This is a genomic window from Pseudomonas sp. RA_15y_Pfl2_54 (assembly GCF_963971015.1).
Lineage (GTDB): Bacteria > Pseudomonadota > Gammaproteobacteria > Pseudomonadales > Pseudomonadaceae > Aquipseudomonas > Aquipseudomonas baetica_A.
This window is the reverse complement of sequence record NZ_CAXAPN010000038.1, coordinates 18404-32806: the sequence shown is the minus strand read 5'-3', so window position 1 is coordinate 32806 and position 14403 is coordinate 18404. Positions and strand designations below refer to the sequence as shown.

The following is a 14403-nucleotide window of genomic DNA, read 5'->3' as shown; positions in this document are numbered from 1 at the left end:
TTTTTCGTCCAAGGCAATCGACATGACCGACATTGAGAATAAGAACTACATCATTGCCCTCGATCAGGGTACGACCAGCTCCCGCGCGATCATTTTCGACCGCGACGCGAACGTGGTCTGCACCGCGCAGCGCGAATTCGCCCAGCATTACCCACAAGCCGGTTGGGTTGAACACGACCCGATGGAAATCTTCGCCACCCAAAGCGCAGTGATGGTTGAAGCGCTGGCTCAGGCTGGCTTGCATCACGATCAGGTGGCTGCCATCGGCATCACCAACCAGCGTGAAACCACCGTAGTCTGGGACAAGACCACCGGCCGCCCGGTGTACAACGCAATCGTCTGGCAGTGCCGCCGCAGCACCGAGATCTGTCAGCAGCTCAAGCGTGACGGCCACGAAGACTACATCCGCGACACCACGGGCCTGGTCACCGACCCGTACTTCTCCGGCACCAAACTGAAGTGGATCCTCGACAACGTTGAAGGCAGCCGCGAACGTGCGCGCAACGGCGAACTGCTGTTCGGCACCATCGATAGCTGGCTGATCTGGAAATTCACTGGCGGCAAGGTGCACGTCACCGACTACACCAACGCCTCGCGCACCATGCTCTTCAACATCCATTCGCTTGAATGGGATTCGAAGATGCTGGAGATCCTCGACATCCCGCGCGAAATGCTGCCGCAAGTCAAAGCCTCCTCGGAAATCTACGGTCGCACCAAGAGCGGCATCGCCATCGGCGGTATCGCCGGCGACCAGCAAGCGGCACTGTTCGGCCAGATGTGCGTCGAGCCGGGCCAGGCGAAAAACACCTACGGCACCGGTTGCTTCCTGCTGATGAACACCGGCGACAAAGCGGTGAAATCCAAGCACGGCATGCTCACCACCATCGCTTGCGGCCCGCGCGGCGAAGTGGCTTACGCGCTCGAAGGCGCGGTATTCAACGGCGGTTCCACCGTGCAGTGGCTGCGTGATGAACTGAAGATCATCAACGACGCCCACGACACCGAATACTTCGCCAATAAAGTCAAAGACAGCAACGGCGTGTATCTGGTGCCAGCCTTCACTGGCCTGGGCGCACCGTACTGGGACCCGTATGCCCGTGGCGCCCTGTTCGGTCTGACCCGTGGCGTGCGCGTGGATCACATCATCCGTGCCGCTCTGGAGTCGATTGCCTACCAGACCCGAGACGTGCTCGACGCCATGCAGCAGGACTCCGGCGAACGCCTCAAGGCCCTGCGTGTGGACGGCGGCGCAGTTGCCAATAACTTCCTCATGCAGTTCCAGGCCGACATCCTCGGCACGCAGGTCGAGCGCCCGCAAATGCGCGAAACCACTGCCCTGGGCGCTGCCTATCTGGCGGGTCTGGCGTGCGGTTTCTGGGGCAGCCTGGACGAACTGCGCGGCAAAGCGGTCATCGAACGCGAGTTCGAACCGAGCCTGGACGAAGTGGCAAAAGAGAAACTCTATAAAGGCTGGAAAAAAGCCGTCAGCCGTACCCGTGACTGGGAACGCGAAGACGCTGAATAAGACAGTCTCGGGATCCTTATAGGGTTCTAACTGGTAGGGAGCGGATTCCTGCGGCATCATGGGCAAATTTTGCACGGCAGCCCAAAGGAAGCCCCATGAATCTGCCTCCCCGTCAGCAGCAAATCCTCGAACTGGTCCGCGAACGCGGCTATGTGAGTATCGAGGAAATGGCCACGCTGTTCGTTGTTACCCCGCAAACCATTCGCCGCGACATCAATCAGCTCGCGGAAGCCAATCTGCTTCGTCGCTACCATGGCGGCGCCGCCTATGACTCCAGCGTCGAAAACACGGCTTATGCGATGCGCGCCGATCAGATGCGCGATGAAAAACAACGCATCGGTGAAGCCATCGCCGCCCAGATCCCCGATCACGCCTCGCTGTTCATCAACATCGGCACCACCACCGAATCGATTGCCCGCGCCCTGCTCAATCACAACCACCTGAAAATCATCACCAACAACTTGCATGTGGCGTCGATGCTCAGTGCCAAGGATGACTTTGATGTGTTGCTGACGGGCGGCAATGTGCGCCGTGACGGCGGGGTTGTCGGTCAGGCGAGCGTGGATTTCATCAATCAGTTCAAGGTCGATTTCGCCCTGGTCGGTATCAGCGGTATCGACGAGGACGGCAGCCTGCTCGACTTCGATTATCAGGAAGTACGGGTTTCCCAAGCGATCATCGCCAATGCGCGGCAGGTGATCCTGGCGGCGGACTCCAGCAAATTCGGGCGCAATGCGATGATTCGGCTCGGCCCGATCAGCCTGATTGATTGCCTGGTGACGGATCAGCAGCCAGTGCCAGCGTTGGCGCAGTTGCTGAGTCAGCACAAGATTCGCCTGGAAGTCGTTTAACCCCTCAAATATTCATCGGCTGTACCGACGCCTTCGCCAGCCAGCCCGCTCCCACCTATGGAATGCGCTCCCCTTGTGGGAGCGGGCTGGCTCGCGAAGAGTCCCTCACAAACAGCACATCTGCCGCGCTCTTGCGCACATTTGATGTTCGAATATCTTCTTTTAACCGCCCTTCGATGAGTTTTTTCAATCGAAGTCGACTGGCTGTGCGCGTCTTTATGAGCTACCATTTTCGAAAATGAACATTAATGTTCGATTTCCAATACAGAAAATCAAAAGAGCCCGAGGCCAGCCGATGTCAACATCTACCTTGCGTACGCCCCCTATCTCTGAGATCTACGACCTCGCCGTCATCGGTGGCGGGATCAATGGGGTCGGGATCGCAGCGGATGCCGCCGGTCGCGGTCTCTCTGTTTTCCTTTGCGAAAAGGATGACTTGGCCAGCCATACCTCGTCGGCCAGTAGCAAGCTGATCCACGGTGGTCTGCGCTACCTCGAACATTACGAATTCCGTCTGGTGCGCGAAGCACTGGCCGAGCGCGAAGTCCTGCTGGCCAAGGCGCCGCACATCGTCAAGCCGATGCGTTTCGTGCTGCCGCACCGCCCGCACCTGCGTCCGGCGTGGATGATCCGCGCCGGTCTGTTCCTGTATGACAACCTGGGCAAGCGCGAAAAGTTGCCAGGTTCTAAAAGCCTGAAGTTCGGCGCCGACAGCGCACTGAAAAGCGAAATCAAAAAAGGCTTTGAATACTCCGACTGCTGGGTCGATGACGCTCGCCTGGTTGTTCTGAACGCCATGGCCGCCCGGGAAAAAGGCGCCCACGTCCACACCCAGACCCGTTGCGTCAGCGCCCGTCGCGCCAAAGGCTTGTGGCATCTGAACCTGGAGCGCGCCGACGGGAGCCTGTTTTCGATCACCGCCAAAGCGCTGGTAAACGCTGCCGGCCCGTGGGTCGCCAAGTTCATTCGTGATGACTTGAAGATGGAGTCGCCGTACGGCATCCGTCTGATTCAGGGCAGCCACATCATCGTGCCGAAACTGTACGAAGGCGAACATGCGCACATCTTGCAAAACGAAGATCAGCGCATCGTTTTCACCATTCCGTACCTGAACCATTTCACGCTGATTGGCACCACCGACCGCGAGTACACCGGCGATCCAGCCAAAGTGGCGATCACCGAGGGCGAAACCGATTACCTGCTGAAAGTGGTCAACGCCCACTTCAAGAAGCAGATCAGCCGCGACGACATTCAGCACAGCTATTCGGGTGTGCGTCCGCTGTGCAACGACGAATCCGACAACCCGTCGGCCGTGACCCGCGATTACACCCTGGCGCTGTCCGGCAGCGGCGAAGAAGCACCGTTGCTGTCGGTGTTTGGCGGCAAGCTGACCACCTACCGCAAACTCGCCGAGTCGGCGATGGCGCAGTTGATGCCGTTCTTCACCCAGATGCGCCCGAGCTGGACGGCGACCGCTACCCTGCCCGGCGGCGAAGACATGACCACCCCGCAGGCCTTGAGCGCACTGATTCGCGACAAGTTCGACTTCGTGCCGACTGAAATCGCTCGCCGCTGGTCGACCACCTACGGCAGCCGCACCTGGCGCATGCTCGAAGGCGTGGAAACCTTCGCCGACCTGGGCGAACACCTGGGTGGCGGGCTCTACACCCGTGAAGTCGATTACCTGTGCAGCGAAGAGTGGGCGACTACCGCGCACGACATTCTGTGGCGCCGCAGCAAGCTGGGGTTGTTCACCACTGCGGCCGAGCAGGAGAAACTGGCGGCGTATCTGGGCAAGGTCGAGCACAATGGCAAGATTGAAGCGGCCTGATCACTGATCATCGCTTGAACGGAAAAGCCCCTGAATCGTGAGATTCAGGGGCTTTTTCTTTTCTACGGATCGGGCGCTGACCAGCGAGGTCAGCGCGCCAGATGCAACAACAGAAAATCAATAAACGCCCGCGACTTGTGCGGCAGGTGCGGGCTGTTGGGGAACACCACGTTGATCGATTGCGAAGGCAGCGCATACTCAGGCAGTAAACGCACCAGACGCCCGCTGGCGATGTCATCCTCGACCACCCACACCGGCAATACCGAAACCCCCAGCGACGACAGCGTCATCGAACGAATGGCCGTGGAGGAATTCGACTCGAAGTGATTGATGCCGTTGATCTCGACGCTTTGCCCTTGCCCGTCACGCAGGCTCCACTGTGTCGGTGCCTGCAGATTGCTGTTGGCGATCCACGGCACATTGTTCAGAGCCTGTGGCTCATTCACCGGATAACGAGCGAGAAACCCTTCGCTGGCGACCAGCACAATTTCGTAATCCGCCAGCTTGCGGCTCTTGAATGCCGAGTCTGCCAAGTTGCCGAGGCGAATCACCAGATCGAGTTTTTCCGCCACCAGATCATTCAATGAAGAATTGAAGTTGTAGCACAAGCGAATTTCCGGATAGCGCTCGGAGAACAATGGGATCAACGGCAGAATATACTTTTCGCCATATTCACTCGTGGAACTTATGCGCAACTTACCGGAGACACGATTATTACCCTTCAATACGTTATCGAAGGCATTATCGATGTCCGCGACTATTCCCTTGAACTCTTCATAAAAGTCCTGACCAATTTCCGTCAGCGATATATTGCGCGTATTGCGAATAAGCAATGTCGCAGACAAAACCTCTTCCAGCGCCTTGACATGCAGGCTGGCCATGGCTTTGCTGATACTCAGGTAATTGGCGGCCTTGGTGTAAGAACCAAAATCAACCACCGCGAGAAACGTCTGAACCCGATTAAGATGAGAGTGCATGGCGCTATGGCTCACTGTTAAATCCTGTCAAACATTGTTTTAAGCATAGTCGTATCGACACTTCAAGTCCACCGCCCCTATGCTGCGCGGCAAAGGGGATACAACATGAACTATCGCTATAAAATCGCGCTGATTTTTTTGATCGGCTTTTTTATTGACTGCATTAATATATTCATGTCGGCTGTGGCATTGCCCAGTATCTCGGCAACTTTGCAAGTCAGTACTTCGTCGGTGGCCTGGGTCGCCAATGCTTATATTCTCGGCCTGACCCTGATTATTCCAGTGAGCACCTGGCTCGCGGGCCGCTTCGGCAGTCGCGAGATTCTCACCGCCTCGATGCTGGTATTCACCGGTTCCGTATGGATGTGCGGTTTGTCCGACAGCTTCCATGAACTGGTGATCTGGCGTTTTATCCAGGGCATCGGCGGCGGGCTGCTGATTCCAGTGGGCCAGGCGCTGACGTTCAATCTGTTTCAGGGCGAGCAGCGGGCAAAAATCTCCACGCTGGTCATGGCAGTGGCACTGATCGCCCCGGCCATTTCGCCCACGGTCGGCGGCATCATCGTCGATAGCAGTTCCTGGCGCTGGGTGTTCTACAGCAACATCCCGTTCTCGTTGATCGCTGCCGGGCTGTCGTGGTTCTGGATCAAGGAAAGCAAACCCGCCAGCCTGCCCCGCCCGGACATCAAAGGCCTGTTGCTGGTCAGCGCAGCACTGGCCAGCCTGCTGATGGGCATGTCGCTGTATGGCGGCGACTACCCGGCAGCGGCCGCGATCGCCTGCTTGGTCGCGGGCCTGATATTCATCGCGCTGTACCTTGCGCACTACCGTAAATCCAGCAACGCAATCATCGAACTGAGCCTGCTCAAGAGCAAAAAACTCAGCACTTCGATCTTCATCTATTACGCGATTCCGGGGGTGTTCACCGGGGTCAACCTGATGAGCATTTTCTTCCTGCAGAACACCCTGCACTTCAGCGCCCGGCTGACCGGGATGTTCATGATCCTCTATGCCATCGGCGCATTCATCGCGATGACGATCTGTGGCCGGGTCTACAACCGGGTCGGCGCCAAACGCCTGTTCATCCTCGGCATGCTCTTGCACAGCGCGGGCATCGCCACGCTGATGCTGGTGAATGCGCCGACGGATCTGTGGGTAATCGTGATTGCTTACAGCCTGATGGGCATCGGTGGCGGCATCGGCGCCAACACCGCGCAAACCACTTCGCTGATGGATTTTGCCGGCGGCGACACGCACAAGGCCAGCGTGATCTGGAACATCAACCGGCAAATGTCGTTCAGCCTCGGTGCCGCGCTGTTTCTGATGATCTTCAACCTGCTGCTCAAGCAGTTCGACACCACGGCGGCCTATCACGCGACCTTCGCGATTGCGGCGCTGGTCGGGCTGTTTCCGCTGTTTCAAATGAGCCAATTGAACCCTCCAAAGGAATGTCATGAACAACAACCTGGTTGAACAAGCGCAACACAGCATTCACCACGTGCATGAACTGATTCATCGCGTGTTTACCGATACCGACGGCACGGGCGAAGCCAGCGTGGAACCGCTGATGGCGGTCTTCGCCGAGCACTTCAGCATGGTCACCACCTCAGCCGCGGTGGTCGGCCGGGCGCAGGTCGAACAGTTGTTCAAAGGTGCAATCGGCGCCCGTAAAGGCCTGGAAATCCTGATCAGCGACCTGCATACGGTCTGGCACGAAGGCGCGACAGTAGCGCTACGCTACAAGGAAACCCATCGCCTGAACCAGGTTGAAACGTCGCGCATCTCGGTAGCGATCCTTTGCGTTCAGCACCACGACGTCCAATGGTTGTACCTGCACGAAACGCCAATCAGCCCGGTAAAGCCCGCATGAAATACACCGTCACCCAATGCCGGATGCTGTCGGCGTCGATCAAGGAAATAACGGTCAGCGGCCCGGCCACCCTGGCCGCCATGAGCCATGCCGGGGCGCATTTCAAGTGGTTGATCCCCGGGCTGAGCGACTGCCGTCACTATTCGACGGTACATCTGGATGAGGCCGCCGACGGCAACTTCACCTTTGCTATCCGCCTCTCGCCGGATTCCGCCAGCAGCCGCTACATCGGCGCTCTGGCCGTGGATGACTGCGTGGAACTGGAAGGCCCGTTCAACACCTTCAACTACCCGCTCGACGCCAGCACCGGCCGCGATATCGCCATTGCCGGCGGTATCGGCATTACACCGTTGACCGGCATCCTGCGCCATCTGCATACGCTTGAGCGAACGCCGCTCCTGCACTACTTCGCGAAAAGTGCCGATGACGCCGCTTACGCCGAACATCTGCAAGCTCAGTTGCAGGAGCGCATGCAGTTGCACCTGTCCGGCAGCCGCCCGGCGATCAATCAACTGCTCGCCGACCTCGACGCCGACGACCGTCTCTATGTCTGCGGCCCGACTTCGATGCTCAACGAAATCTTGAGCCATGCCGAAGCCGTCGGCCTGGCCCGTGAGCGCATCCATCTTGAGGTGTTCAACGTTGCCCGCAACGATGCCGCACAAGGCTTTGTGATCGACGCGGCCGACTCTGGCGTTAGCGTCGAAATCGGCCCTGAGCAAACGCTGCTCGAAGCCCTGGAAGCGGCCGGGCTCGATCCGTTGTACGACTGCCGTCGCGGCGAATGCGGCGTCTGCGCACTGGACGTACTGGAAGGCGAAGTCGACCACCGCGACTTCATCATGAGCGAACAAGAAGCTGCCTGTAGCGCACGGATCTATCCCTGTGTTTCACGGGCGAAAAGCCCACGCCTGAAGCTGGCGATCTAAAGAGGACACCCCGTTGGACAACTACTTCAATGGCAGAGAAGTGCATAAATCTCTGTACCTTGATCAGTCACTCTTCGAACAGGAACAACAGCGGGTTTTCGCCGCGAGTTGGTGTTACCTGGGTCACGACAGCCTGATCCCCGAAACCGGTGACTACTTCACTACCACCCTCGCCCAGCAGCCGCTCGCGATGGTGCGCCAGAAGAACGGCGCGATCGTCGTGCTGCACAACCGCTGCCCGCACAAGGGCGTGAAAGTCCTGGCCGAGACTCGTGGCAATGTCGGGCGTTTCATGCGCTGCCCGTACCACGCCTGGACGTTCAAGACCGACGGCGAGTTGTTGAGCATTCCGGTAAAAAAGGAATACGACGACTGCGACCTCAGCAGTTGTTCCGCGCACAAGGGCATGCGCAACGTGGCGGCGGTGCATAACTATCGCGGCTTCGTGTTCGTGCGTTTGACGCAAGAAGGTATCGGCTTCGACGAGTTCTTCGGCGAATCGCTGTCGACCCTCGACAACATGGTCATGCGCTCGCCGCGGGGTCAGTTGAAAGTGATCGGCCAACCGCTGCTGCACCGCCATCGCTGCAACTGGAAAATGGTCGTCGATAACCAGACTGATACCTGCCATCCGATGATCGCTCACGAGTCCTCGGCGGGCGAAGCGATTCGTCTGTGGAAGGAAACCGGGGAACAGGGCAAGCCGCCGATGGCCGTCGAACTGTTCTCGCCGTTCATGGCTTCTTACGAGTTTTTCGCCGGTATGGGCATTCGCGTCTGGCCCAACGGCCACGGGCACACCGGGGTCAGCAACTCGATCCACAAGGCTTACACCGATATTCCCGGTTACTGGGAGTTGATGGTCGACAGCTACGGCGAAGACCAGGCCCGGGCGATCCTCGACGACACCCGGCATAACACCGTGTACTTCCCCAATCTGATGGTCAAGGGCCCGATCCAGACGCTGCGCGTGATCAAGCCGGTCAGCGCCCGGGAAACCATCGTCGAATCGTGGATCTTCGAACTGCAAGGCGCGCCCGTGCAGTTGCTCGAAAGAACCGTGCAATACAACAACCTGATCAACTCGCCGTGCTCGATGGTCGCCCACGACGACGTGGAAATGTACGAGCGGGCGATGGAAGGCCTGGGCAGCGATGCCAACGAATGGGTCAACGTCAGTCGCTTGTTCGAACCCAATGAAACCTACGAGCAGACCCAGGTGGTGTCCGGCACCAGCGAAATGGCGATGCGTAATTTCTATAACAGTTGGCAGCACTTGATGCGGGGCGACCATGCGACACGATCCATCTAATCAACACGCCATCGAGCAACTGATCGAGACCGAACTGCACCTGCTCGACCAGCAGGATTTCGACGCCTGGCAACAATTGCTCAGCGACGACTACACCTACTGGATCCCCATGACCCGCGAGCAACGCAGCCCGTTGCATGAATCATCGCTGGTGTATGAAGACCGCTTTCTGACCACGCTGCGCATCAATCGGCTGGCCAATGCGCGCAACTTTTCCCAGCAGCCCAAGAGCCGCAGCCTGCACATCGCCCAACGCCCGCGCATCACCCTGGATGAATCGTCGTACAGCGCCGTCGCCAGCAGCAACATGCTGTATTGCGAAGCCCGTGGCGACAGCGAATGGCATTACCCGGTGACCGTCGAACACCAACTGATCAATATCGATGGCACCTGGAAAATCCACGGCAAAAAGATCCTGTTGCTCAACCCCGCACGCGCCCTTGAAAGCCTGCAGCTCATTATCTGATCGACCGAGAATCCCCCCTGTGAACCCTACTTCCAAAGGCTCCAACCAGGCGTCCGCGTGCCTGTCTTTTCCCTATGTCGATCTGCTGTATGACTACGGCCAGTTCCTGCGCAATGCCGAAGAAGCCATCGGTTACCTGCCAGTGGAAACCGCCGAGAAACACATCGGTATCGTCGGTGCCGGCCTGAGCGGGCTGGTCGCCGCCTACGAATTGCTGCGCTCGGGTGCACGCCGCGTCACCTTGTTCGAAGCCGAACCGGAACACGTCGGCGGTCGTCTGCTGACCCAGTGCTTTGACGAAGACCAACCGCAATTCATCGCCGAAATGGGCGCCATGCGCTTCCCGCCCAGCGAAGTCGGACTGTTCCATTACCTCAACCGCTTCGGCATCGAAACCACCGAAGCGTTTCCCGATCCGGGCGTCGTCGACACAGAAATCCACTACCGTGGCGAGGCCCATCACTGGGCTGCGATGCAACCGCCGCCGGCCTTGTTCAGCACCGTACACCAAGGCTGGAACGCATTTTTGCGCGAAGGCGTAACACTCGATGACGGCAGCAGTCTCGCACCGCCGCTGCTGCTGACTGAATTGCTCAAGCAGCACAACTACTGCGAAGTGCAGCCGGAGTGGCAGCGCTATCTGGATTGCTTCGGCGACAGCTCGTTTTACTCGGCGATGGTGCGCATTTTCACCGGCAACAATCCGCCCGGCGGCCGGGCGTGGCGCAAGCCGGAAGACTTCCACCTGTTCGGTTCGCTGGGGATTGGCTCGGGCGGTTTCCAGTCGGTGTATCGCGCCTCGTTCACGGAAATCCTGCGGCTGGTGGTCAATGCCCTGGAGGTCAATCAACGCCTGGTGCCCAACGGCATCTCGGCGCTGGCCGAACTGATCGCCGACACCTCGTTCAACGGTATTCAGGTACGCGACATGATCTGTCGCACGCGCATCGAATCGATCAACAAAGGCCCGGACGGGCAAATCCTGCTGGCTGGCAGCAACGGCGAAACCTACGCCTGCGACCGGGTGATTACCACGACCACGACCCGCGCACTGCAAGTCAACCTCAAGCTCACGCAGAACCAGGCCTTCGTCAATCGCGACGTGGCGCGGGCAATCAATGAGACCCATATGGTCGGTTCGTCCAAGTTGTTCATCCTGACCAAGGACAAGTTCTGGCTCAAGCACGGCCTGCCACAAAACATCCAGACCGACACCCTGGTCAAAGGCGTGTATTGCCTGGACTACGCACCGCAGGACCCGGAATCCTGGGGCGTGGTGCTGATCAGTTACACCTGGGAAGATGACTCGCACAAAATGGTCTCGATGTCCGACAAAGTGCAGCGCTGCCTGCGTCTGGTCGATGAGCTGGCGATGAGTGCACCGGAATTTGCCAGCCATCTGCTGCCGCTCGGTGGCGACTACCAGCGCTACGTTCTGGAATACGACTGGCTGACCGACAAGCATGCGCTGGGCGCCTTCAAGCTGAACTTCCCCGGCGACGACATTTATTCCGAACGCCTGTTCTATCAATTCCGCACCGCGCTCGATCCGAATCAAGACACCGGGTTGTACCTGGCCGGTTGCGGCGCCTCGTTCACCGGCGGTTGGGCCGAAGGTGCGATTCAGACGGCACTCAACGGTGCCTGCGCAGTGATCAGCAGCCTGGGTGGCGACTTGATTGCCGGCAACCCGCTCGATGACCTGCACTCGCAGTATCGCTACTGCTGAATCCGCCCCTTTCAATCGCCGAGACACATTCATGTACAGCCAGCTTTCTATTGAAGCGCTCGTCAACGGATTCCGCAGTGGCCAACTCTGCCTGGACACCTGGCAGCAAGCGCTGCGCGATCGTCATGCGATGGCGCAACACCTGAACAGCTTCATCACCTTCGACCCGGCGGCGCTCAAGGCCGATGGGATCGGGCGTGACAGCGCACTGTTTGGCCTGCCCGTGTCGTTCAAAGACAACATCAACGTCAGCGGCATGCCGACCACCGCTGGCACCCCCGGCCTGTCCGATTACTTTCCGCAGCACGATGCGGGCATCGTCCAGCGCTTCAAACAATTGGGCGCACGGGTCGTGGGCAAGAACAACATGCACGAACTGTCGTTCGGCGTGACGTCGGCCAACCATACCCATGGCGCCGTGATCAACCCTGCCAACGAGCGCCACAGCGCCGGCGGCAGCAGCGGCGGTTGCGCCGCCGCTGTCGCCGCCGGGCTGGTGCCGTGCGCGGTCGGCACCGACACCGGCGGGTCTGTGCGTATCCCGGCAGCGTTCTGCGGGATCGTCGGTTTCCGCCCGACCACCGGGCTATATCCCGTAGACGGCATCGTCCCGGTGTCGCAGACCAAGGACACCTCGGGCCTGCTGACCCGCACCGTGGAGGACTGCCAGTTTGTTCACCGCCACCTCACCGGTAACCGTCCCGTCCGTTTGGCCGATGATCGGCCGCTGCGCATCGGCATCCCGGAACGTTTCCTGTGGGCCGACCTTGAAGATAACGTGCAACGCGACTGCCGCGCCGCGATCGACAGCCTGGCCGATCGCGGCGTGAGCATCGTGCCGGTCGACGATGCCCTGATCGGTGAAATCAACGAAGCCATTCAGTTTCCGTTGCCAATCTATGAGTTCTTCATCGACTTCCCTCGTTTCCTCATGGGGCAAGGGCGTGGTGAGCAGTTCCTCGACATCCTCGCGCAGATCCGCGATCCGGCGATCAAGCGGATTCTCACCGCCCAACTGGAAAGCCCGGCGATCTCCTACACCGACTACGTGCAGGCGTTGATGAGCAAGCTGCGCCTGGAAAAGGAATACCGGGCGTTGTTCGGCCAGCACCAACTGGACCTGCTCGCCTACCCTACCGTTGCGTGCAGCGCGCCGTTGCTCAGCGATTGCTCGGACGAGAGCAATTTCGAGACCTTCGTGCGCAATACCGACCCGGCGAGCAACCTGGCGGCGCCGAGCATCAGCATTCCGGTCGCCCGCGCCGGTTCGTTGCCGGTGGGGTTGTCGTTCGATGCGCTGCCGGGGCAGGACGACTTCCTGTTGGCGAGCGTGCGGCTGCTGACGCACCTGCTGAACATCGTTTGAATCGCATCGTGCACAAAACCCTGTGGGAGAGGGCTTGCCCGCGATGGCGGCGGATCAGTCAACAGAGACGTTGAATTCGATGGCCTCTTCGCGGGCAAGCCCGCTCCCACAGGGGTCGTGTTAGCCGTACCTATAACAACTCAAATTGCAGGCCCTTGCCATGCGCGTCACTTCAATAGCTTCCCTTCCCGCTGTCGAACGATCACCTTCAATCCTTGGCGGTGCCATGATCATCGGCGGCACGATCGTCGGCGCGGGCATGTTTTCGTTGCCGGTGGTCATGTCCGGCCTGTGGTTTTACGGCTCGGTGTCGGTCCTGCTGTTCGCCTGGTTCTGCACCCTGCATTCGGGCCTGATGATCCTCGAAGCCAATCTCAACTACCGCGAAGGTGCGAGTTTTTCCACCATCACCCGGGATCTGCTCGGACGCCACTGGAACCGGCTGAACGGCCTGAGCATTGTCTTTGTGCTCTACATCCTGACCTACGCGTACATTTCGGCCAGCGGTTCGGTGATCCGCCATACGGCGCAATCAATGGGCCTGGATCTGTCATCGCGTGTCGGCGGTCTGGGCTTCACGCTCTTGGTGGCGTTTATCGTCTGGCTCAGCACCACGGCAGTCAGCCGCATGACCACGCTGGTGTTCGGGGCAAAAATCCTCGCGTTCTTTCTGACCTTCGGCGGGCTGCTCGGCCATGTGCAAAGCACCACCCTGCTCAATCTCGATAGCGCCGACAGCCACTACTGGCCCTATCTGCTGGTCACCCTGCCCTTCTGCCTGACGTCGTTCGGTTTCCACGGCAACGTGCCGAGCCTGATGAAGCATTACGGCAAGGACCCACAGCGGATTCGCGCCTGCCTGGTCAGCGGCACGCTGATCGCGCTTGGCCTGTACCTGGTGTGGATGCTGTGCAGCATGGGCAACATTCCCCGGGACGGGTTCAAGGACATCGCCCGGCAAGGGGGCAATATCGACGTGCTGATCAGCGCATTGGGCGCGCGACTCAACAGCGCCAACATCGATCTGTTGCTGACCTTCTTCTCTAACTTTGCCGTGGCGTGCTCGTTCCTCGGGGTCACCCTTGGCCTGTTCGATTACCTCGCCGATGTGCTCGGTTTCGATGACAGCCCCATGGGCCGCCTGCAGACCGCCGCGGTCACGTTCCTGCCACCGATGCTGTGTGGGTTGCTCTGGCCCGAAGGGTTTCTTCACGCCATCGGTTTCGCCGGACTGGCCGCTACCCTGTGGGCGGTGATTACCCCGGCCTTGCTGGCCAGAGCCTCGCGCCAACGCTTCGGCAGCCCGCGCTATCGGGTCTGGGGCGGTACGCCGATGATCGTTTTGGTGCTGTTTTTCGGGGTGATCTGCGCGGTTTCGCACCTGCTGTTTGTTTTTGATTGCCTGCCGGTCTGGCGCTGAAGTGGCTGTATTCGGTTTTCCGAACGCGACCTTCCGGTCGATTCGGATAACCGGATCAGTTTTCCCGAATAACACCGACACAAAAACTTAATAACCAAGCAGATCAAGCAGTTAACCACTTTCGACT

General features: G+C 59.2%; 12 protein-coding genes. 11 read left to right on the top strand and 1 reads right to left on the bottom strand.

Features of this window, described 5'->3' with window-relative positions:
* The first annotated feature begins 22 nt into the window (after positions 1-22).
* The 3 genes from glpK to glpD all read left to right on the top strand — a co-directional run bounded on the left by glpK (position 23) and on the right by glpD (position 4207).
* On the top strand, positions 23-1525 hold the full coding sequence (gene glpK, locus AACY50_RS24205; RefSeq protein WP_221732102.1) for a glycerol kinase GlpK: 1503 nt from the start codon (positions 23-25) through the stop codon (positions 1523-1525).
* Between the two features lie 95 nt (positions 1526-1620).
* A complete protein-coding gene (locus AACY50_RS24200) occupies positions 1621-2376 on the top strand; it encodes a DeoR/GlpR family transcriptional regulator (RefSeq protein ID WP_007916700.1) in 756 nt (251 codons plus the stop codon).
* 295 nt (positions 2377-2671) lie between these two features.
* On the top strand, positions 2672-4207 hold the full coding sequence (gene glpD, locus AACY50_RS24195) for a glycerol-3-phosphate dehydrogenase (protein ID WP_339466339.1): 1536 nt from the start codon (positions 2672-2674) through the stop codon (positions 4205-4207).
* Between the two features lie 89 nt (positions 4208-4296).
* Here glpD and AACY50_RS24190 read toward each other — a convergent pair whose 3' ends face one another.
* Positions 4297-5184 (bottom strand): LysR family transcriptional regulator, encoded by an 888-nt coding sequence (locus tag AACY50_RS24190; protein WP_339433503.1) that lies wholly within the window; start codon positions 5182-5184, stop codon positions 4297-4299.
* Between the two features lie 105 nt (positions 5185-5289).
* Between AACY50_RS24190 and AACY50_RS24185 the strand changes: the two genes are divergently transcribed.
* From AACY50_RS24185 to mtr, 8 genes are all read left to right on the top strand, one after another.
* Positions 5290-6657, top strand: coding sequence for an MFS transporter (locus AACY50_RS24185; RefSeq protein WP_339466336.1), 1368 nt, complete (start codon positions 5290-5292; stop codon positions 6655-6657).
* Positions 6638-7054, top strand: a complete 417-nt coding sequence (locus tag AACY50_RS24180) for a DUF4440 domain-containing protein (protein ID WP_339433505.1) — start codon at positions 6638-6640, stop codon at positions 7052-7054. Before AACY50_RS24185 ends, AACY50_RS24180 begins: the two co-directional genes overlap by 20 nt.
* Entirely contained in the window at positions 7051-7983 is a 933-nt protein-coding gene (locus AACY50_RS24175) for a flavin reductase family protein (protein ID WP_339433506.1), read from the top strand. Before AACY50_RS24180 ends, AACY50_RS24175 begins: the two co-directional genes overlap by 4 nt.
* 13 nt (positions 7984-7996) lie before the next feature.
* Positions 7997-9295: a Rieske 2Fe-2S domain-containing protein gene (locus tag AACY50_RS24170; protein WP_339433507.1), complete on the top strand. Its 1299-nt coding sequence runs from the start codon at positions 7997-7999 to the stop codon at positions 9293-9295.
* Positions 9276-9761 carry an aromatic-ring-hydroxylating dioxygenase subunit beta gene (locus tag AACY50_RS24165; RefSeq protein ID WP_339466334.1) on the top strand — a complete coding sequence of 162 codons (486 nt, stop codon included), beginning with the start codon at positions 9276-9278 and terminating at the stop codon, positions 9759-9761. The genes AACY50_RS24170 and AACY50_RS24165 overlap by 20 nt, the downstream gene beginning before the upstream one ends.
* A 19-nt stretch (positions 9762-9780) precedes the next feature.
* Positions 9781-11490, top strand: a complete 1710-nt coding sequence (locus AACY50_RS24160; protein WP_339433509.1) for an NAD(P)/FAD-dependent oxidoreductase — start codon at positions 9781-9783, stop codon at positions 11488-11490.
* Between the two features lie 31 nt (positions 11491-11521).
* Positions 11522-12856 (top strand): amidase family protein, encoded by a 1335-nt coding sequence (locus tag AACY50_RS24155; protein WP_339466332.1) that lies wholly within the window; start codon positions 11522-11524, stop codon positions 12854-12856.
* Between the two features lie 160 nt (positions 12857-13016).
* Positions 13017-14276: a tryptophan permease gene (gene mtr / locus AACY50_RS24150; protein WP_339539266.1), complete on the top strand. Its 1260-nt coding sequence runs from the start codon at positions 13017-13019 to the stop codon at positions 14274-14276.
* The last annotated feature ends 127 nt before the right edge of the window (positions 14277-14403 follow it).